The sequence below is a fragment of the Collibacillus ludicampi genome (assembly GCF_023705585.1).
GTDB lineage: Bacteria > Bacillota > Bacilli > Tumebacillales > BOQE01 > Collibacillus > Collibacillus ludicampi.
Map to the genome: position 1 here is coordinate 2,491,077 of NZ_BOQE01000001.1, position 21,003 is coordinate 2,512,079.

The window sequence follows — 21,003 nt, forward strand, 5'->3', positions numbered from 1 at the left end:
ATGAATTGGAGGAGACTTACGTGCATGATTTCGTAACAGTGGTATCTGTAAAGCATGACGGGTCTGCACATCGACTGTGGAAAAAAGGACCGGTGGTTTGCAAGAAGCCGCTGGTTGTTCGTGTAGACTCGGGTGAACATGTAGTGGAAGCGGACGGACGAGAATGGTCAAGTCCTTTTCCCGTCTTTCTTTGGTTTCATCCCGACGCATGGTTTAATGTGATTATTTTATGTAAAAAAGACGGAACGGGTTATTACTGCAATATCGCATCACCGCCAATCTTTTATGAGAAGGAAAACCGTTATGAATTTGTGGATTATGATCTCGATGTAATTGTAGAAATGGACGGTTCGTATCAAGTGGTGGATCGCGAAGAGTACAATGAACATGTGAAGAAATTCGCGTATCCACCGGACGTGCGAAGCAAAGTGAATGAGGGGTTAACGGAACTGCTTTCATTGTTGGAGCAGAATCGGGAGCCGTTCACTCGCGCATATCGAGAAACCCTTTTCACTCTGGGGAAATCTAGAATATAGCAAACGACTGGCTGCAGACATTTTTAAAACCAAGAAAGGAATTTGGCGGCAGCTTATGAGAAGAAGGGTGTATCGAGTTGAAGAGGAGTGGCGAGTTGAAGTACGTTGAATGTATACGCTACAATGATACGGCTGTCATCAATACGTTGTTGAATGGAGGACTCACGATGAAACCTTTGCAAGGAAAAGTCGCTCTCGTCACCGGCGGATCTCGGGGCATCGGCCGTGCGATTTCCCTCAAACTGGCCAGTATGGGAGCGGATCTCGCGATCAACTTTTTCCGCAATCGCAAACCTGCGGAAGAAACAAAAGAGATGGTAGAATCTATGGGTGTCCGCTGCCATTTGATCAAAGCCAATGTCGGCGACATCACAAAACATGAGGGAATGTTTTCGGAGATTCGCGAAGTGTTCGGCGGGTTGGATATCCTGATTTCCAACGCGGCGTCAGGCGTGCTGGCCCCAGCGATGGAATTGGAAGAAAAGCATTGGGACTGGACGATGGATATCAACGCCAAAGCGTTACTCTTTTTGGCCAAGCATGCGGTTCCTTTAATGGAAGCGAGAGGTGGGGGAAAAATCATTTCTCTTACCAGTCAAGGTTCCGTAAGGGTCATCAAGAATTACACGATGGTCGGGACATCAAAAGCGGCTCTCGAATCCTTGACGCGCTATTTGGCAGTTGAACTTTCACCCAAAAATATCATCGTCAATGCGGTATGTGGCGGTGCTGTCGATACGGATGCACTCACCCATTTTCCCAATCGCGAAGAACTTCTCGCCAATGCGTTGGCACATTCCCCGGCAGGCCGTTTGGTCACCCCGGAAGATCTGGCACACGCCGTGGGATTTTTATGCACGGAAGAAGCGAACATGATTCGCGGCCATACATTGGTTGTCGATGGGGGAGAATCATTGCCGCTCGCATAATGTTTATGGAAAAACGTCAGCGTTCGTTGAATAAAATTGCTTGAAGAGGCTATGCTATCGGCATAGAACCGAATAGATACAAGCCACCCCAAAGTTACGGGGTGGCTTGTATCTATTCATTCACTCGTTCCAAGTTTCCGTTTTTTTCGGAGCGATATCGACTTTTTTCATCGTCAAGTTCTTCAAGATTTAATAGATGGCGGGCCCTTTTCATGATCGCCAACAACGTTTTTGAATCTTCGTTGAGTTGTTCCGCTTCCGCAAGAAAGGAAGAATTGGATGATGAACGGTATTTTTCGATTTGTTCGTTGAGATGGTGGATCGTCTGTTCGAGTTCTTGCACTTTATTTTCAAGTTCGCGATTTTGCTCCACTAGATTGTGGTAAGTACGTTCATGTTGTTTCAAAGCGCGGATAATACCGTCCAACGAAGAATCTTCCAGCTCTTGCGGCCACACGCGTCGGCGCGGTACGTGGCTGTTCATTTGAATGCGTTGTTTCTTTTCTTGTTTCGCCTGTTTGATTTCATTTTCGTAATATCTTCGCACCACACCGTTCCACCGATACCCGCAGGCGGCAGGTGTTCGGCCCAACAGACTAGCCGCTTCCACGAAGGCATTGAGTTGTGTACTGCCCTCTCGAATATGTCGAAGCACAATTTCAGCCAGTTTGTTATCATCTTCGGCTGTCCATGCATCTGAGCGTGTTGTCCAACGTTCAATCGTTTCCATGTAAATTCCCTCCAAACTAAATTTCCATACTATCTGTATGTCCCTAAATTGGGAGATTGATACATTCACTGCGAAAATATGATCTATCTTATACCTATGATGATATGTAACTATTCTGTTACTATTTCCAAACATTTCATCGCATTATTATTTACGGCGCGGTGATACTAGTCATACAACTTCATATCAACCCACTATAAGAAAGGAGAATGCAAAATGGCACTTGGTCAAAAGCGTAACACTCCTGTAGTACGTGAGGCATCTCGCGCGTTAGATCAACTGAAGTATGAAGTCGCTCAAGAATTGGGGATTCAGCCACCGGAAGACGGTTATTGGGGTACCATGACAACCCGTGATACCGGGGCAATCGGGGGTAACATTACTCGTAAACTGGTAGCACTGGCTGAACAACAACTCTCTGGTCAAAGCCGTTAATAGAAATACGATATAAAGGTGAAAGGTCCTCTGGTTGCAGAGGACCTTTCATTGTATAATCATCGCAAAAAGACAGAAGGGATTCGATATGGCAAAAGGGCTCATCGCTATTGATCTCGACGGGACGGCTTTGGATTCGCAACAGAAGATTTCCGACCGTACCAAGCGGGCGCTGCGGGATGCGCGCGCTTCCGGGTATGAAGTCGTCATTGCGACGGGAAGGCCCCCGCGATCGAGTATTACATATCATCGGGAACTCGGCTTGGACGGACCGATCGTCACGTTTAACGGAGCGTTTGTTCATCATGAAAATAAGCCTGATTTTCACTATCATGTACCTCTTGACCGATTGAAGACACTCGAGCTTCTGGAAGAGTGCCGTCGATTTCGGGTACATAATATTATGATGGAAATCAAGGATAAATTTTATGTATGGAAGAGGGATGAAATCACTGATTTTCTTTCATATGGGGATACCCCTGCCGCAATAGGTTCCATTGAAGAGCAATTGTCGGATCATCCGACCGTTTTGTTGGTTCGAACGCCCCTTGAGTACGTTCACCCCTTTATGCAGCAGGTAGGACAGCGTTTTGGTAAGGATGTGGAATTGCGTTATTGGGGCGACTATTTTCAAGTGATCGAGGTGAAACGGTCCGGCATATCGAAAGTTACCGGTTTGTCACATATCGCCCAAATCATGGGAATTACGCGAGAGCAGGTGATCGCTTTCGGCGACTCGGCAAATGATCTGGAAATGATCGAATGGGCGGGACTTGGAGTCGCAATGGGGAATGCACCGGATGAATTGAAAAAAAGGGCGGATGATGTAACGGAGACGAATGAACAGGATGGTGTCGCAGCTTTTCTGGAAAAGTTGATCTTGTAAGATGAGGTCGGTGACCACGCTCTCTTTCCGTGAATAGCCTATGGAGAGACCTTTTTACGGGGGGAGTGTGACTCCATGTATCCCTATTTCGGTTATGCGTATCCATACAGAACTCCAGACGTCACGTCTTGGAAAAAATACATTAAAAATAATGAACGGTTTCTATCTTTATTGAACGAATCCATACGTGATGAGCGAATGGCTCAACAATTTTATGGTGAGTTGTTTCAGTTTGCCATCACGCCTTTCGAACGCTCGATGATTCAACACGCATTTGTCGATGAACGGAAACATGAACAAATGTTGTTACAAGTGTATCGCAATTTGGAAGGAAGAGATCCAGAATTGCCCCATGTTCGTGCACCTGAGGTGCGCGAGTTTACGGAAGGTGTGAAAAAGGCATTCCTTGATGAATTAGAAGCCCAAGAAACCTACAGAGAGATGATGCTCCTGGTTTCTGGGGAAGCATATGCATTGCGCGATTATTTGTTTGAGATTTGGAGTGACGAAGTGGAACATGCCCAGCGTTTTACCTATATACGTGCGGAACGGACATAAGACGATGATATGAACCGTTTATTCATATTCTACGAAGGGGCATCCTTGAAACCTGTGATGGGGAGGGATGGCCCATTTATTTTGGGCAGATATGCAATTCAAAAATGAATTTTTAATACAAAATTGTATTCTTGCGTGCTGCACAGATTTTATTAAGCATGTAGAATGATTAAAGAGGGTGACAATTCAGAAATAAATAAAAGGAGGGTTATGGAAAATATGACTGTACATCCAGAAAAGGAATGGAATGAAGCAGAAGCGATTCTCCATTCTTTACAAGATGACATAATGGTGACGAACGTGGACGGGGTTATATTAAGAACAAGTGAAACGACCGGGAAGATTTACGGGGTCGAAACGGACGAACTTATCGGAAAATCGGTCTATGAACTGGAAAAAGAAGGACTCTTCACTCCCATTGTTACGCCCATGGTATTAAAAGAAAAAAAGAAAGTGACATGTATCCAGACGACGAAAAGAGGAAAAAAGCTGATTGTTACCGGCATTCCGGTCTTCAATCCTCAGGGAGAATTGGTTCGGATTGTGAGCTATTCTCACGATATAACAGAACTGATGAATTTGAAGGAATATTTGCGCGCAATGGAGGAAGATATGGAACGAGTGAAGAGTGAGTTAATTATGCTTCGGGATAAACATGCATTTGCAGACGGAATCATCGCTAACAGTGCTTCGATGAAGAAAGTGCTTGATGTCTCGACTCGGGTTGCGGAAGTGGATGTCAATGTCCTCTTATTAGGAGAGTCGGGCGTTGGAAAATCACATCTGGCCAAGTTCATCCATAATAGAAGTCCTCGGTGTAAGGGACCCTTTATTGAGGTGAACTGTGGAGCCATTCCTGATTCCTTATTTGAGGCAGAATTTTTCGGATATGAAGCAGGCGCCTTTACTGGAGCCAGTCGGCACGGAAAAATCGGACTGGCTGAGCTGGCAGAGGGAGGGACTTTATTTTTGGACGAAATCGGTGAATTATCCATCTTAAACCAGGTAAAACTATTAAAATTTATTCAAGAGAAGCGGTTTTATCGTGTAGGGGGAACCAAAATACGCGAAGTGGATTTTCGGTTAATCGCTGCCACCAATCAGGATCTTACTACAGCCATCAAGGAGAAAAAATTCAGGGAGGATCTCTATTTTCGTTTGAATGTGGTACCCATCACCGTTCCTCCACTACGCGAACGGCCGGAAGATATCTTACCGCTGATCGAATACTTTTTAAAGTATTTCTCAGAGAAATACAACCGTACGAAAACTCTCGACGGTGCAGTGATACAAAAGCTCGTGTACTATACATGGACGGGGAACGTACGTGAATTGATGAACGTGATAGAACAACTCGTAGTGATGTCTTCATCATCTCTCATTACCGTCGAAAATCTCCCGAGTCATATAAGAGCTCCCTATGATTCACTTTCCTTTGGGGAAGAAGATCATCGAACGTTGCCTGAGATTTTGGCGAATGTGGAAAGACAGGTGCTAACAAGAGCGAGAAAACGTTATAAAACTACGTTTGAAATCGCCAAAGCCCTAGGGATTAGCCAGCCATCTGTGGTCAGAAAAATGAAAAAACATAAAATAAAATGAATTTGGCATGTGATTTGCAATAGTATTGGGGTGAACAAACGGGAAAGAAAGGTTGATGCTAGGTGGATAACTGGGAGCACTTAATGAAGCGCATGCCAGAGCTTCTGGCGCCGAGTATGGCGAAAGATCATCCGAACCTTCCGGTCGTGAAAGCGGAAGGTTGCTATTATTACGGGGTGGATGGACGGAAGTATCTGGATTTTACCTCCGGAATCGCTGTGACGAATACAGGTCATCGTCATCCAAAGGTAGTCGAAGCCATCAAACAAGCGACCGACCAGTTGCTGCACGGTCCATCCGGAGTCGTTATGTATGATTCCATTCTTCGATTGGCGGAGGAACTGGTCACTATCATGCCCAAGGGGTTAGACTGTTTCTTTTTCGCAAATAGCGGTACAGAAGCTGTGGAAGGGGCGATCAAATTAGCCAAGCATGTGACGAGAAGACCCTATGTCCTATCATTTACCGGTTGTTTTCACGGTCGGTCGATGGGAGCGCTGAGCGTGAGTACCTCCAAGAGCAAATACAGGAGATTTCTGCAGCCGGGAGGTTTAACGTATCAAATTCCCTATGCCAATCCAAGAGAATGTCCCCCGGGGCAGAGTCCTGAACAATATTGTGCACAGAAGTTAGAAAAAGATCTAACAGCTCTGTTCAATCATCAGGTGACTCCGGAAGAAGTGGCTTGCATGATCCTTGAACCTGTTCAGGGAGAAGGGGGATATATCGTTCCGCCAAGGGAATGGTTGAAGAAAGTGAGAGAGATTTGTGATCGGTATGATATTTTACTGATCTTTGATGAGGTACAAACGGGCTTCGGGAGAACTGGAGACTGGTTTGCCGCACAAACATTCGGCGTTACTCCGGATATTATGGCGATCGCCAAGGGAATCGCATCAGGACTGCCACTCAGTGCCACAGTCTCTTCAAAAGAATTGATGAAACGCTGGCCGCTTGGCAGCCACGGTACGACTTTTGGAGGAAATCCGCTGGCGTGTTCAGCCGCTTTGGCAACGATTCAGGTAATAAAAGAAGAGCGACTGATCGAAAATGCAAGAAACATGGGACGATATGCCCGCAATCAATTGGAGGATATCAAGAGAAAACATCCTACCATCGGTGATGTTCGCTCAATAGGACTGATGATTGGAATTGAAATTGTTGATCCTTACACCGGAGAACCGAACGGAAAAGGGTTGTTAAACATTTTAAATAAATGTTTGGAGAAGGGGGTTCTCTTCTATTTGTGTGGCAATCGTGGAGAAGTCATACGTATGATTCCACCATTAACCGTGAGCAAAGAACAAATCGACGAGGGGCTTCACATCCTCGACGAGGCTCTCAAAGAGTACGAAGCGGAAGTCGGTATTACAGGTACTACTCGTATTACCTGCTGAGGAGGAAGAGGAAACATGTATCAACCAAAAGATGCTTCAAAATCTCCACGTTTCTGCGGTGTACGAACATTTATGCGGTTAGAACACATTCAGACAACACAAGATGTAGACTTTGTCGTCATCGGTGTCCCTTTTGATACGGGTGCGACCAACCGTACGGGTCAACGCGGAGGTCCGCAACATATTCGCAATGCTTCCATCCTTCTGCGTCCGTATAACCCTGACCAAGATATTCAGATTTTTCAGTTTTGCTCAGGGATTGATTATGGAGATATCGATGTGGTTCCAGGAAACATTCATAAGACATACGAAAACATCGAGAGGGAACTCACCAAGATTCTAGAGGGAAATATTACTCCTGTCATTCTGGGAGGGGATCATTCGATTTCATTAGGCAATTTACGGGCTTTTGCCAAAAAATTTGGTCCTGTTTCCCTAATCCATTTTGATTCGCACAGTGATACGTGGGACCACTATTACGGTGAAAAGTATATGCATGGAACTCCGTTCCGCCGGGCGGTAGAAGAAGGATTGCTAGACGTGGATCATTCCATTCAAATCGGTATGCGCGGCCCTCTGTACGGCCCTGAGGATATAAGGGAAGCGAGAGATCTTGGATTCGAAGTAATTCCGATGTCAGAAGTAAGGAAGATCGGTTACGCGGAGGTCTTGCGGCGTATTCATCTGCGTGTTGCCGATCGTCCTGCCTTCGTTTCATTTGACATCGATTTTGTCGATCCGGCTTATGCTCCCGGTACAGGAACACCCGAAGTGTGCGGGCCGACAAGCTATGAAGCGATCGAACTGGTTCGGGGACTACATGGACTCAATCTCGTGGGATTTGATTTGGTTGAAGTACTGCCGAATTATGACCATGGAGAAATAACCGGCGGACTCGCGGCGGCAATCGCATATGAAATGATCACTTTAATCGCGATGAAGAAACGAGATGATCAGAATCAAGCGATATTGACGAACCATGTGAAAGCGTAAGAAAGAGGATGTGACGTTTTGGTAGACTAAAAAACTTAGAGGGGGTATCACTCATGAATCTACTTGATACCGGTATGATCATTCTGTATTTTTCCGTTATGATTGCGATCGGTGTAATAGGCTCTAAAAGAGCGAAAACATCGGAAGACTTTGCATTGGCGGGAAGAAATCTTGGGTTTTTTATGTATCTTGGCTGTCTTTGCGCAGTCATTCTTGGGGGAGCGTCCACCATCGGCACAGCCAGACTGGGTTATGAATTTGGCATTTCCGGAATGTGGTTTGTGACCATGATCGGCCTCGGAATCATGTGTCTCGGTCTCTTTTTCATTCATCGGATTTCCGGGTTTAAAGTGACGACAATCAGTGAATTGTTGGGAAAACGCTACAATGAAAATACGAGATTGATTAGCGCTTGTGTCGCAGCGATCTATGCATTGATGGTTTCAGTCACTCAAGTGATCGGGATGGGCTCGATTATCCACGCGGTGCTGGGGTGGGATAATACGTCATCAAAGTTGATCGGCGGTGGAATCGTCCTGTTTTATACCATTCTTGGCGGTATGTGGAGCGTTACGATGACTGACATTATTCAGTTTATGATCAAGACGGTCGGAATTTTTTTCATCATGCTCCCTCTAAGCTTGGTGCATGCGGGAGGATTGGGGGGGCTTGTTACTAAGCTGCCGGAGCATTATTTTGATCTTTCGAGTATGGGTATAGGCAAAATTTTTCAATATTTCTTGCTTTACACACTAGGGATGGTTGTCTCACAGGATATCTGGCAACGGATCTTCACGGCGAAAACCACGAAAATTTCACGAGTTGGTGCCGTTAGCGCGGGAATTTACGGCATAGCGTACGCATTAGCGTTGAGTTTGATCGGTATGTGTGCACTTGTCGTTCTTCCAACAGTAAAAGAAACACAAAATGTATTTGCCAATATGGCACTAACGATCCTTCCTTCAGGTTTGCTGGGAATTGTTCTTGCCAGTGTATGTTCCGCACTCATGTCTACAGCTTCCGGAACACTGTTGGCATCTTCTACGTTAATCACACATGATATTATGAAGCATTTCTGGTTTAAAAATTTAGAGGAGAAGCGTTTCATCTTGCTTTCCAGGGTGATCACCTGTCTGGTGGGCTTTCTTGCAATCACATTTGCGATCTGGATTCAAGATGTGCTAGTGGCGCTTGATGTCGCATATGCCATTTTAACGGGAGCGATTTTTGTTCCTGTTGTGATTGGATTCTATTGGAAAAAAGCGACTGCAAAAGCAGGATTTTATTCTATCATCATTGGGGCGATCGTTGTACTGGCAGGGCTGGCGATCGAAGGTATCAGCGCTACTACTCCTATCATTTACGGAATGGTCACCAGTTTTCTTGTCATAATCATGGCTTCCTATATGACCCAATCAAAAACGGATTCACCGTTTGAAGTAACGATGTCGGATTAAGGGAGGGGGTTCGCCTCCTTTTTTTTGCAATTAAGACTTTTCGCCATGCATAGATGCTGTTATAGTATAAGTAAGCATAAAGTAAACCTTAATGGAAATGGGGTTAACAATTTGGGTGCCGTATTTAGTGTGCGTATGCGTGCCTCACAAGAGTCTATGCACATCTCCGGCGGAGAGAGGTTGGCCGAAGAAGAACGAGTCAGGGAAATCGCCCATTCTCTCATTGAAAGGGCACTCACCCATGAGAGAGGGGGACCCGATAGCATTCATCTCACGATCGATAAAATGGATCGATCCGACATTCAATCCATTGCTGCTTTACCGATTTCGACGATCCCCGTGAGAGACGTTCATGAAGGATATGCAGCCGCACAGCGGAAGTTGGTGGAAGCGGGGATTCCTTCTGCGATCGCCGCACATGCAATCGATCTATTAAAAAAGGGCCCCGGCCCTCAAGGAACCGTCATGAGAGGTGCCGTACTCATGGACGTACAAACGGGAGAACGATTGGAACCTGACATTGCAAGAGGCGTTCGGGTCAGCCGCTTCGACTGGAAAGAAGAGACCTTGCGATCATGGATGGACGAAGTTTCATCTTTCGGCTTCAATCGTTCACGCATCTGGGAAGCGATCGCGCTTGCCAGCAAAGTGGCTGCCGCACCAGGGGTCCTTGCAGAAATATGCTGGTCGGATGATCCCAGCTATGTGACGGGATATGTAAGCTCTCCGTCGCTCGGTTATGTGCGCATTCCTCATTTGAAGGAGAAAGGGGATCCCGTAGGAGGACGTATTTTCTTCGTTGACCGGCAACAAACGGATATTTCCACACTCATTCACTATTTGGAAAAACAGGCGGTTTGGATCGACCAGCTTCCTGAGAATCTAATTATACCATCACCACAGGAAATAGCCGTTGGTGTCATTCATGGAACAGATGAAAGAACAGGAAAAGATTAATGGTTACAGAAGGAGGAAGAAACATGGCGCTTCTGTCCTATAAAGAATTGGCGGAAAAAAACAAGAAGTATCTCTGGCATCCGTTTACTCAGATGAAAGATTATTTGGCGGATGATCCCGTAATTATCGAGAGCGGACAAGGGCGAAAATTGCGTGATGTGCAAGGGAATGAGTATTGGGATGGTGTTTCGTCGATTTGGTTGAATGTGCACGGGCACCGGGTACCCGAATTGGATCAGGCGATACGTGACCAACTGGATAAGATCGCCCACTCCACACTACTCGGTCAAGCGAATGTGCCGGCGATCTTGTTGGCGGAACAACTTGTGGCGATTGCACCTGAAGGACTGACGAAAGTATTTTACTCCGATTCCGGAGCGGAAGCGGTAGAGATCGCCATTAAAATGGCGTATCAGTATTGGCAACATAAAGGACGGCCGGAGAAAAACAAATTTCTCACGATGAAAGAGGCTTATCATGGAGACACGATCGGGTCGGTCTCGGTCGGGGCGATCGAATTGTATCATCAAGCGTTCTCTCATCTTCTCTTCCCGACAGAAAAGGTTCCCTATCCGCATACATATCGAAGCCCGTTTGGTGACACCCCCGAAGCAGTTCTGAAAGGGTCTTTGCAGGAAGTGGAAAAGGTATTGCAGGAAAAAGCGGGTACCCTTGCAGCTGTGATCGTGGAACCGGTCGTTCAGGGAGCAAGCGGCATCATCGTTATGCCGGACGGTTATATGAAAGGGCTGCGCGAGTTGTGCACCCGCTATGATGTGCTCTTGATTGCTGATGAAGTGGCAACAGGATTCGGACGAACCGGAAAAATGTTCGCATGCGAACATGACGGCATTACACCGGATCTGATGACGGTTGCCAAAGGAATCACCGGCGGCTATCTACCCGTGGCGGCTACGTTAACAACAGAGAAGATTTATGAAGCGTTTTTAGGTGACTTCGCGGAGAAGAAGACATTTTTCCACGGTCATTCGTATACGGGTAACCAGTTGGGGTGTGCGGTCGCACTTGCCAATCTTGAACTCTTCCGCAAACGGGATTTGGTCAATGATGTCGCACGCAAAAGCTTGTATGTGCAAGAAAGACTCGAAACATTTAAAGAGTTTACGCACGTCGGTGACATCAGACAAAAAGGATTGATGATCGGTATCGAATTGGTCAGGGATAAAGTCACAAAGGAACCTTTCGCTTGGGAAGAGCGAATCGGTGTCAAGGTGTGCCGCCGTGCGCGCGAACTGGGTATGCTCATCCGCCCGTTGGGCAACGTGGTCGTATTCATGCCTCCGCTAGGTTCTACACGTGAGGAACTCGACCAAATGCTCGATATTTTGTATCAAGCGATTCACGATGTCACAGAAAAAGAGGTAGCAAAACGTCATGGAACGGTTGCGACACGAGCTTGAGAGCATCCGAAATAAGGGACTGTACCGCCGGTTGCGCAGGATGGAAAGCGCGGCGAGCACCAGGGTAATTGTCGATGGACGCGAGATGCTCATGTGTGCGTCCAACAATTATTTGGGGCTTGCAGATGATCACCGCCTGATTGAAGCAGCCATCGAGGCGATTCGCAAATATGGTACCGGTTCTTCCGGGTCGCGCTTAACGACGGGGAATACCGCTTTGCACGAACAGTTGGAAGAGAGAATTGCCCGTTTTAAAGGTACGGAAGCGGCAATTGTTTTCAACACAGGATACATGGCAAACGTGGCGGCGATGACAGCACTTGCCACTGCGGGAGACGTAATTTTCTCGGATGAATGGAACCATGCGAGTTTGATCGACGGTTGCCGCCTTTCGAAAGCGGATGTGGTGATCTACCGCCATGCGGATCTTAAAGACCTTGAAGAAAAACTGATGCGCTATCGCTCCGGCAAGCGGAACTTGATTGTAACAGACGGTGTTTTTTCGATGGATGGCGATATCGCAAATCTTCCGGGGATCGTGGAGTTGGCCGAACGATACGGGGCGTGGGTGATGGTGGATGATGCGCATGCGACGGGTGTCTTGGGACGTCGCGGCGCAGGGACGGTCGAACATTTCGATTTGCACGGACGGGTACACATCCAAATGGGAACTTTATCGAAAGCGGTCGGGGCGGAAGGCGGTTACATCGCTGGTACGCACGAATTAATCGAATATTTACGGAACTGTGCCCGACCGTTTATCTTTTCCACTGCACTTTCCCCCGGTGTGATCGGTACGGCTCTGACCGCTATTGATTTGATTGAAAACGAGCCGGAACGACGCGCTCGCTTGTCCTTGATCAGCAAGAGAGTAAGGGAAGAGCTGATAGAGATGGGCTTTCGGGTCATGTCGGGAGAGACACCGATTCTTCCGATTTTGATCGGAGAAGCGGAGAGAGCGGTTGAGTTTTCCCATCACTTGGAAGAACAAGGGGTTTTTGCCCCGGCCATACGTCCTCCCTCCGTACCGCAGGGGACATCACGTATTCGCCTGACGCTCATGGCCACACATACCGATGAAGACGTGAGAGACATTCTCGGCGCTTTTGCGAGAATCGGTCAGAAGATGGGAGTGATAAGATGAACGGATTCTTTGTAACCGCAACCGATACGGAAGTGGGCAAGACTCTGGTCACCGGGGGATTGGCTGGAGCGCTCAGGAAAAAGGGGCTCGATATCGGTGTGTATAAACCGGTACAGAGCGGTCATCTGACACACCAACCGGAAGGTGACGCGGCACGGTTAAAAAGGCTGTCGGGAGTCGATGATCCGCTTGAGGAGATTTGTCCTTATTCATTCAGCGAACCTGTGGCCCCGCGATTGGCGATTCAACGCTCACAAAAACAGGTACGGTCTCATGATGTGATTGCCGGTTACGAACGTCTGAAACGAAAGCACAGGTACCTTCTTGTAGAGGGGGCGGGAGGAATCGCAGTGCCTTATGTAGAGGACGCGTTGGTTGTCGATATTGCTAAAACGCTGGCTTTACCTTTGCTTGTGGTGGCAAGACCGGATCTCGGGACGGTAAACCATACGGTTTTGACGATTGAATATGCCCGTTCGCGGGGACTTCAAGTGGCCGGTGTAATCCTTTCCGGCTGTGGACGAAGGCAGCCCATCAGTCTGTCGGAATCACATAATCCCGGGATGATCGAAGAACTTGCAAATGTGCGGGTTCTTGGAAAAGTTCCTTGGTTGGGGGACCGACCGGACGAATCCAGGATTGTAGAGGCGATTGAGGAACATGTTGATTTGAAATCGATTCAAGAGGTATTGATAGGGGGAGAAAAAGAATGACACAAATGACGAAAACGATGGATTGGAAAGAACTTGCATCTCGCGTGATTGAAGGATATGAAGTGACCCGCGATGAGGCGTTGGCAATCTTGCAGGAAGAGGATGACCGGGTGCTTGAACTCTTACAAGCCGCTTTTCTCATCCGCAAGAAATATTACGGGAAAAAAGTGAAGTTAAACATGATCATCAACGCGAAATCAGGATTGTGTCCTGAAGATTGCGGATATTGTTCACAATCGATCGTATCAACCGCTCCGATTGAAAAATATGCACTTCTTTCAAAAGAATCAATCCTGGCGGGGGCACAGGAAGCGATCAAAAGAAAAGCGGGCACCTATTGCATCGTGGCTTCCGGCCGCAAGCCGACAGACAAGGAAATCGACCAGATCGTGGAAGCGGTCAAAGAAATCCGGGAAACGACACAATTGAAAATCTGTTGTTGCTTGGGACTGTTAAGTCCTGAACACGCGGAGAAGCTCGCGGCTGCGGGAGTGCATCGCTACAACCATAATTTGAATACCAGCCAGGAAAACTATGAAAATATTTGTTCGACCCACACCTATGATGATCGGGTCGAAACGGTGAAGACGGCAAAAGCGGCAGGTATATCCCCTTGCTCAGGCGCCATCTTTGGGATGGGCGAAACAGATGAAGGAGCGGTCGATATCGCCTTTTCACTGAAGGAACTGGATGCCGATTCGATTCCCTGCAACTTCCTCAATCCGATTGAGGGTACGCCTTTGGAAGGAACTCGGAAACTCACGCCTGTTAAATGTTTGAAATTGCTTGCCATGATGCGTTTTGTCAATCCTACAAAAGAAATCCGCATTTCTGGCGGGCGCGAAGTGAATTTACGTCATTTACAAGCGATGGGATTATATGCGGCCAATTCCATTTTCGTTGGAGACTATTTGACGACAGCCGGACAAGAACCGGTTGCAGATTGGCAAATGATCGAGGATCTGGGGTTTGAAATTGAAGAATGCGCGCTTTGAGATCGAAAGGGTGTTAGCCCACAGACCTCCTTTTCTCTTTGTGGATCAGATTGAGTCATGCGAGCCGGCAATCCGAGCAACTGGGATTTCCGGCCGTATTCGTGAAAAACTCGAGGTCCTCGGTTGGCGAGTTCCTTTTGTGCCGTCTTGGTATTTGCTTGAGTTGATGGCACAGGTAGGTGCTGTGGCCACATTATCAAATCGAAACGGCTGCGAGAAAACTCTCATGACAGGAATTGATCATTTTCATTATGTCAAACTCGTAGACATCGAACAGGTATTGAGGGCGGAAGTAGAGATCTTGTCTTTTCGGTACGGTATGGGAAAAAGGAGAGGGCGAGTGTTTTCCGGTGATGACTTGATAGCGGAAGCTACGATTCGATTTGCTGTGATAACGGGGGATGCATGTTGAAGGTGGCCATCGTTACAGGGGGATCGCGCGGCATCGGTCGTTCCTGTGTTTTCAGTCTGCTCAAACGCGGTTATGAAGTCGGATTTTTATATCAGAGCGATTCAGAGGCTGCCCGTTCTACGGTGAAAGAAGGTCGGGAACGATTTGGACGGGCGCCAATCGATTTCCGGGCGAATGTAGCCAAAGCGGAGGAAGTATCCGCTTGTGTTCAAGTGATGTATGCAAAGTTTGGCCGAATTGATCTTCTCATCAATAATGCTGCCATTCACTGCGATAAACTCCTTGTACACTTGTCTCCTGATGAGTTCGGCAGGGTGATCGATATCAATGTAAAAGGTATCTTTCAAATGACCCGCTTCGTTTTGCCGATCATGATGAAACAAAGACTGGGGACTATCGTCAACGTAGGTTCGATCGTTGGTCGCGAGGGAAGGATCGGGCAAAGTGCATACGCCGCAAGCAAAGCGGCTTTGCTCGGTTTTACGCAAGCGGTAGCGGCAGAAGCGGCCCCTTTCGGTATCAAGATCAATTCCTGGGCTAACCGATACAGGGATGACACGACAGATGACGGAGAAAGCGAAGCGTCAAACACTGGAATGCATTCTGATTGCAAGGATGCAACGATCGGATGAAGTGGCGGAAGCGATGATCGAATGGCTTGGAGATACAACGAATCCCGTAACGGGGCAAATCGTTTCCTGGGATTCGAGGATTTCTCGGTGGTAGGACAGGAGTGGACAGCATGACAGTCGACCGTGAAATATGGATAACCGGTTTAGGCGCGATCACTCCGATCGGATGTGGAGCCGATTTCTTTCCAGCTCTTTGCCAAGGAAAAAATGGAGTGGGCCCGCTGACACGTTTTGATACGACAGATTTTCCGACGCGTATCGGAGCGGTTGTGAACGAACCGTTTCTCATGAGTGATCTGGAAAAGCCTTTGGCCATTCGCTTTGCTTTGGCGGCAAGCGCGATCGCCTGGCAAGATGCGGGGCTTGGCAAAGATCGGGTCGATCCGTTGCGGGTTGGGGTGATTTTGGGAACGTCCCGCGGCCTGATTGCAACATTAGAACAGAGAATCGCCGAATTCATCCAGACGGGAACATGGATGGACAGACTTTTTTTTCCGCACTTCGGTTCCGCCTCCATTACGCAGGAGGTGGCGGCCCATTTTGGAGCGCGAGGTCCCGTCGAGACGATTTCAGCCGCCTGCGCTTCCTCCGCCATGGCCATCGGAGAGGCGGTTCAATGGATTCGGCGGGGACTTGCCGACATCGTCATAACCGGTGGAACCGAAGCACCGTTTTCTCCTGCGTGTTTGCAGGTGTTTGTTCGTCAAAGGCGATGTCGACGCGCAATCATGATCCGGAACGGACCAGTCGCCCTTTTGATCGGGAACGGGACGGATATGTGATGGGGGAAGGGGCCGGGATCATGATTCTTGAGTCGGCAGAGCATGCCCGGGCACGTGGAGCGCATGCGTATGGACGGGTGGCCGGTTTCGCGGCAACCAGTGACGCGTACCATATCACACAGCCGCACGGAGAAGGGATGGCGCGGGCCATACGGCTCTCCCTCAAAGAGGCCGATCTTTCCCCCGGTGATATCGGCTATATCAATGCACACGGAACATCCACACCACTGAACGATTATTGGGAAACGTGGGCAATCAAAGAGGCTTTCGGCGTTCACGCTTACCGGATTCCCGTATCTTCGACGAAATCAATGACCGGCCACTTATTAGGCGCTGCAGGAGCGGTCGAAGCGATCGCAACCATTTTGGCCATGAATGAAGGTATTTTGCCCCCAACCATGAACTTGGAACATCAGGATCCCATGTGCGATCTCGATTATATTCCTCTGCGATCACGGCGGGGAAGGGTTGAAGCGGCAATGTCTCTTTCACTCGGGTTTGGGGGACATAATGCAGCAGTTATATTTGCGAGTATATAGGAAATGATATTTCACTGAGCCATCTGTGTATAACGGATGCAAAGCAAATAATCACAGGAAAATGGGGATTGGCACTAGTCGCACGACTTGCAATTTTTCTCAAATTCATCTATGGTGAAGAGAGGAGTCAATTGAATGTAATCCATTCGAGAGGAGGATCTTTCATTGGAAGCGGCAAAAACAATCTTGGCGTTAGGTAATAATTTGATGTATACAGCTAGTATTCGTGATGTTGCAGCTCCGTTAGGCGGTATATTGATTACTGCCGAATCGATTGTAGAATTGAAAGATAAATTGGACACAGCACATCCGACTCTCCTCATCATCGATCTCTCGGCAGCCACTCCAGGATGGAAGGATCTTGTGGCTGAAGCGAAGAGGCGTGGGGTTTACGTAATCGCTTTCGGTCCTCATGTACAAGAGGAGCTTCGCAAAGAAGCGGAAGAAGCCGGTTGCGATAAAGTTTTTGTCAATTCGAAATTTAAATTGGAGCTGCCCAATTTACTGCCCACCTATCTGAAATAAGTGTTTGCAGAGAAAAATTGTCACAGATTTGCATACAAACACGACAAACTCCCTACGCTTCTATGGAAACAAGGGAGTTTGTCTGCAGTCTGATAGCCTTGAAAATCAAGGCTTTTTGTTTTTATAAATATCCTGATTTAATCCACACCTTCGACGCTTGAGCGAACCGGTTAAGAGATCATCTCAATCGCTGAGGAGTGTTTTGTTTTAGATGGTGTATTCTCGAAAGCGCACACGTTCATCATGATGTATTTCTCTATTTGTTTATCGATCTTTTTGATGTTATGATGGGGATGGTTGGGAACAATAGGGGATTACATGAATCGCCAACCACCAATTGAGAGGTAGTTACCCATTCTGCTAGAGTCGCTATCAGCAATATTCGACCACACAGAAATGTGTGGTTTTTCATACAGATCTTCGGGGGGAGGATGCGGGATGGTTATCATCACGAGCTGTCCTATCAGTGAGCGGCATGTGAAAGCGATTCGTGAGATATCGCCTGTGATCGATCTCAGGGTATATCCGTCGATCGAGCAGGCACAAGAATCTTTTGCGGATGCGGAAGTTTTGATTACTTACGGGGAAGACTTGACACCTGAGATCGTGAAAGAGATGAAACGGCTCAAATGGATACAGGTGTTTTCTGCAGGAATTGAGAAAATGCCCTTGCAACAACTGGAAGAGCAGCATGTTCTGGTGACGAACGCGCGCGGAATTCATCGCATCCCCTTGGCTGAACATGTGCTCGGGATGATGCTGGTATTTGCCCATCGCTTTCACGTGTTTTTCGATCTGCAGCGCACACATACATGGGATCGCTCTGTCCGCTTGGAAGAGCTTTATGGAAAAACGGTGGGGATCATCGGCGTGGGCGCCATCGGCTCGGCGATTGCGGAGAAAGCAAAAGCGTTTCAGATGCGGACAATGGGTGTCAATACGACAGGAAAATCTGTACCGTTTGTGGATGAAACATATCCGGTTCAAGAAATGGACAGGGTGTTGGCAGAAAGCGATTATGTGGTCGTGATCGTAGCTTTAACGCCGGAGACAAAAGGATTCATCGGTGAACGTGAATTCAAGCAGATGAAGGAATCGGCCATTTTCATCAACGTATCTCGCGGTGCCGTTGTCGATGAATCCGCCCTGATTCGTGCGCTGAAAGAAGGGTGGATCGGTGGGGCGGCGCTCGATGTGTTTGTCGAGGAACCGCTTCCCCCCGAACATCCGCTTTGGAGCTTGCCAAACTGTGTGATTACGCCGCATATGTCCGGACGTTCGCCGAAATACATGGAACGTGCGCAAGAAATTTTTCGGCATAACTTGAATGTCTATTTACACGGAACGGGTGAGATGATCAACGTGATCGATCCCAAGAAGGGGTATTAACTTCTATGAAACGTATTTTGATGGTCTCATATTTTGCACCACCTCTTTTGTCGGCCGAATCGATCCTGGTGGCCAAGACATTGCCTTATCTGGCAGAGTATTTCAAAATCGACTTGATCACAGTCGGGCCCGATCCCGAATATAAACGGGACGAACAATTGCTACACCATATGCAGCATGAAAATCTGCGCATTTTTCGTTACAGAAACCCGAAGTTTTCCAACAAAATCTTGCGTCGTCTCTATGAAAAAGGGATCCGTAAAATCGTCGATGTGAATATCGCCTGGATGCGCAATGTTCTCGCCCAACATCACGGGAATGTGAATCTCGCCGATTATAGTCTGATCTACTCGCGTTCACAACCGGGAACGAGCCATCTCGTGGCACTTGAGTTTAAACGGCAGTTGGGGATTCCCTGGGTGGCTCAGTTTAGTGACCCTTGGGCACATAACCCATACCACTCTTCCAACCGTGTGGATGAAAGGCACGAGGAACGAGTGATTCATGCGGCGGATCGTTATGTTTTCCCGACTGTCGAGATGTGCGACCTTGTAGCCGCTCATTACCGTTCATTGAACATCGGGGAACGTTCAAAAGTGATTCCTCATTGTTATGATGCCTCTCTCTACTACTCACGTACGTCCAAAGAAAACGGGATCACTCTTGCGTATATCGGCGATTTTTATGGAATCCGTTCTCCGGAACCGTTGCTTAAGGCCCTTTCGATTATTCAGGAAAAAGAGCCGATTCTTTTGCAGAATGTACGCGTACGTGTGATCGGCAATGTGGAGTCGAAGTTTCGCGCTTTGATCGATACATACAAAGATCGGGTATCCGTTCCGATCGATTTGGTCGGACAAGTTCCCTATCTCCAAAGTTTGGAGAAGATGGCCGAGAGCGATATTCTGCTCTTGATTGACGCCCCCAGTGATGTCAATCTGTTTCTGCCTTCTAAATTGATTGACTACTTTGGAGCAAGAAAGCCGATACTGGGAATTACGTCAACAAAAGGAACAGCGGGACAATTAGTCGGTGCATTCGGATTTCCGGTCATCGATCCTCTCGATGCGGAAGGCGTTGCAAACGGGCTCATGAAGATGATCAAGGAGCTTCCCTCCTATCAAGAAAAAGCGCGTAACAACGTATATGATCGGTTTTCTGCGCAAGAGGTAGCGAGAGAATTTCGTGATCTGTTTGCTTCACTGTTTTAGAGCCTCGTTGGGTTGAATCTGCACAAATCGATGGATGAAAAAATCGGGTAAACAGAGGTGAAAGATTTGCAATTCGTTGGTTTCCAGGAAGCGGATTTCGATGTATTTGCTGTGGAAGGATTGGAACCGCGCATGGAAAGACTCAAAGCGACACTACGGCCCAAACTGCAGCAATTAGGGGAAGATCTGGCGCCTACACTCTCCGAACTGACTGGAGAAGAAATGTTTGCCCATGTGGCGAAGCATGCGCGCCGCGTCACCAATCCTCCAAAGGACAGTTGGGTCGCGTGGTCAAAATCGCCACGCGGTTATAAAATGTTCCCTCATTTTCAAATCGGTGCATGGTATACACATGCGTTTATCCAGTGGGGAATCATCTATGAATCGCAAATGAAAGGGAATTTTGGCGAGAAACTGATGAATCATTTGACGGAGGTTCGTGCATCCTTGCCCGGTCACTATCATTGGTATCCTGATCATACCAACCCAAACGGACTTGTCCATGCGGAAATGACCGACGCCGATTTTGAACGGATAGCGACACGCTTGACAAAACAGAAAAACGGCGAAGTGATGGTAGGAATCGTCGTACCGCGCGAGGAAGCAGTACGGATGGATCCGGCAGACTTTGAACGGCTCGCCGTTGAGACGTTTCAGACGTTGACTCCTTTATATCGTTTGGCTTTCTCACAGGTAGAGTAGAATGGGGCCGAGCGACAAGCTATGTTCTGTCGGGGTGAAGACTTTATATTAACTTCTG

22 protein-coding genes and 1 pseudogene are annotated in these 21,003 nt (G+C 47.7%); 22 read left to right on the forward strand and 1 reads right to left on the reverse strand.

Translation table 11 applies throughout. The annotated features are described in order from the left end of the window. Positions 1-20 precede the first annotated feature (20 nt). Both DNHGIG_RS12595 and fabL read left to right on the forward strand, forming a co-directional pair. Positions 21-536, forward strand: coding sequence for a DUF402 domain-containing protein (locus DNHGIG_RS12595; protein WP_282199912.1), 516 nt, complete (start codon positions 21-23; stop codon positions 534-536). A gap of 176 nt (positions 537-712) precedes the next feature. Then, a complete protein-coding gene (gene fabL, locus DNHGIG_RS12600) occupies positions 713-1,465 on the forward strand; it encodes an enoyl-[acyl-carrier-protein] reductase FabL (RefSeq protein WP_282201417.1) in 753 nt (250 codons plus the stop codon). A gap of 112 nt (positions 1,466-1,577) precedes the next feature. On the opposite strand, the gene DNHGIG_RS12605 is transcribed toward fabL, so the two are convergent. Next, positions 1,578-2,195 (reverse strand): RsfA family transcriptional regulator, encoded by a 618-nt coding sequence (locus DNHGIG_RS12605; RefSeq protein ID WP_282199913.1) that lies wholly within the window; start codon positions 2,193-2,195, stop codon positions 1,578-1,580. A 216-nt stretch (positions 2,196-2,411) separates the two neighbouring features. Here DNHGIG_RS12605 and DNHGIG_RS12610 point away from each other — a divergent pair, with 216 nt between their 5' ends. The 20 genes and pseudogenes from DNHGIG_RS12610 to DNHGIG_RS12705 all read left to right on the forward strand — a co-directional run bounded on the left by DNHGIG_RS12610 (position 2,412) and on the right by DNHGIG_RS12705 (position 20,945). Beyond that, on the forward strand, positions 2,412-2,630 hold the full coding sequence (locus DNHGIG_RS12610) for an alpha/beta-type small acid-soluble spore protein (RefSeq protein ID WP_282199914.1): 219 nt from the start codon (positions 2,412-2,414) through the stop codon (positions 2,628-2,630). Positions 2,631-2,718: 88 nt separating this feature from the next. Then, positions 2,719-3,516, forward strand: coding sequence for a Cof-type HAD-IIB family hydrolase (locus tag DNHGIG_RS12615; RefSeq protein ID WP_282199915.1), 798 nt, complete (start codon positions 2,719-2,721; stop codon positions 3,514-3,516). A 75-nt stretch (positions 3,517-3,591) separates the two neighbouring features. After that, entirely contained in the window at positions 3,592-4,074 is a 483-nt protein-coding gene (locus DNHGIG_RS12620; RefSeq protein ID WP_282199916.1) for a ferritin-like domain-containing protein, read from the forward strand. Positions 4,075-4,293: 219 nt separating this feature from the next. Continuing rightward, positions 4,294-5,676: a sigma-54 interaction domain-containing protein gene (locus DNHGIG_RS12625; RefSeq protein ID WP_282199917.1), complete on the forward strand. Its 1,383-nt coding sequence runs from the start codon at positions 4,294-4,296 to the stop codon at positions 5,674-5,676. A gap of 62 nt (positions 5,677-5,738) precedes the next feature. Next, positions 5,739-7,073 (forward strand): aspartate aminotransferase family protein, encoded by a 1,335-nt coding sequence (locus DNHGIG_RS12630; RefSeq protein ID WP_282199918.1) that lies wholly within the window; start codon positions 5,739-5,741, stop codon positions 7,071-7,073. A 15-nt stretch (positions 7,074-7,088) separates the two neighbouring features. Next, positions 7,089-8,066, forward strand: coding sequence for an agmatinase (speB, locus tag DNHGIG_RS12635; RefSeq protein ID WP_282199919.1), 978 nt, complete (start codon positions 7,089-7,091; stop codon positions 8,064-8,066). A 53-nt stretch (positions 8,067-8,119) separates the two neighbouring features. Then, positions 8,120-9,523, forward strand: coding sequence for a sodium:solute symporter family protein (locus DNHGIG_RS12640; RefSeq protein ID WP_282199920.1), 1,404 nt, complete (start codon positions 8,120-8,122; stop codon positions 9,521-9,523). 111 nt (positions 9,524-9,634) lie between these two features. Further along, positions 9,635-10,480, forward strand: coding sequence for a 6-carboxyhexanoate--CoA ligase (locus DNHGIG_RS12645; RefSeq protein WP_282199921.1), 846 nt, complete (start codon positions 9,635-9,637; stop codon positions 10,478-10,480). 23 nt (positions 10,481-10,503) lie between these two features. After that, positions 10,504-11,901, forward strand: coding sequence for an adenosylmethionine--8-amino-7-oxononanoate transaminase (gene bioA / locus DNHGIG_RS12650; protein ID WP_282199922.1), 1,398 nt, complete (start codon positions 10,504-10,506; stop codon positions 11,899-11,901). After that, positions 11,876-13,045, forward strand: a complete 1,170-nt coding sequence (gene bioF / locus DNHGIG_RS12655) for an 8-amino-7-oxononanoate synthase (RefSeq protein WP_282199923.1) — start codon at positions 11,876-11,878, stop codon at positions 13,043-13,045. The genes bioA and bioF overlap by 26 nt, the downstream gene beginning before the upstream one ends. Then, a complete protein-coding gene (gene bioD, locus DNHGIG_RS12660; protein WP_282199924.1) occupies positions 13,042-13,758 on the forward strand; it encodes a dethiobiotin synthase in 717 nt (238 codons plus the stop codon). Before bioF ends, bioD begins: the two co-directional genes overlap by 4 nt. Beyond that, positions 13,755-14,753 (forward strand): biotin synthase BioB, encoded by a 999-nt coding sequence (bioB, locus tag DNHGIG_RS12665; RefSeq protein WP_282199925.1) that lies wholly within the window; start codon positions 13,755-13,757, stop codon positions 14,751-14,753. The genes bioD and bioB overlap by 4 nt, the downstream gene beginning before the upstream one ends. Continuing rightward, entirely contained in the window at positions 14,734-15,165 is a 432-nt protein-coding gene (locus DNHGIG_RS12670) for an ApeP family dehydratase (protein WP_282199926.1), read from the forward strand. Before bioB ends, DNHGIG_RS12670 begins: the two co-directional genes overlap by 20 nt. Positions 15,166-15,167: 2 nt before the next feature. After that, positions 15,168-15,797 (forward strand): SDR family NAD(P)-dependent oxidoreductase, encoded by a 630-nt coding sequence (locus DNHGIG_RS12675; RefSeq protein ID WP_282201418.1) that lies wholly within the window; start codon positions 15,168-15,170, stop codon positions 15,795-15,797. Between the two features lie 110 nt (positions 15,798-15,907). After that, positions 15,908-16,566, forward strand: a pseudogene (locus DNHGIG_RS12680) (beta-ketoacyl synthase N-terminal-like domain-containing protein); the annotation flags it as partial. 33 nt (positions 16,567-16,599) lie between these two features. Further along, entirely contained in the window at positions 16,600-17,118 is a 519-nt protein-coding gene (locus DNHGIG_RS12685) for a beta-ketoacyl-[acyl-carrier-protein] synthase family protein (RefSeq protein WP_369414758.1), read from the forward strand. A gap of 165 nt (positions 17,119-17,283) precedes the next feature. Then, positions 17,284-17,643, forward strand: a complete 360-nt coding sequence (locus tag DNHGIG_RS12690) for a vWA domain-containing protein (protein WP_282199929.1) — start codon at positions 17,284-17,286, stop codon at positions 17,641-17,643. 438 nt (positions 17,644-18,081) lie between these two features. Next, positions 18,082-19,032: a D-2-hydroxyacid dehydrogenase gene (locus tag DNHGIG_RS12695; protein ID WP_282199930.1), complete on the forward strand. Its 951-nt coding sequence runs from the start codon at positions 18,082-18,084 to the stop codon at positions 19,030-19,032. Positions 19,033-19,037: 5 nt separating this feature from the next. Further along, on the forward strand, positions 19,038-20,243 hold the full coding sequence (locus DNHGIG_RS12700; RefSeq protein WP_282199931.1) for a glycosyltransferase family protein: 1,206 nt from the start codon (positions 19,038-19,040) through the stop codon (positions 20,241-20,243). Between the two features lie 66 nt (positions 20,244-20,309). Further along, positions 20,310-20,945, forward strand: a complete 636-nt coding sequence (locus DNHGIG_RS12705) for a YktB family protein (protein ID WP_282199932.1) — start codon at positions 20,310-20,312, stop codon at positions 20,943-20,945. The last annotated feature ends 58 nt before the right edge of the window (positions 20,946-21,003 follow it).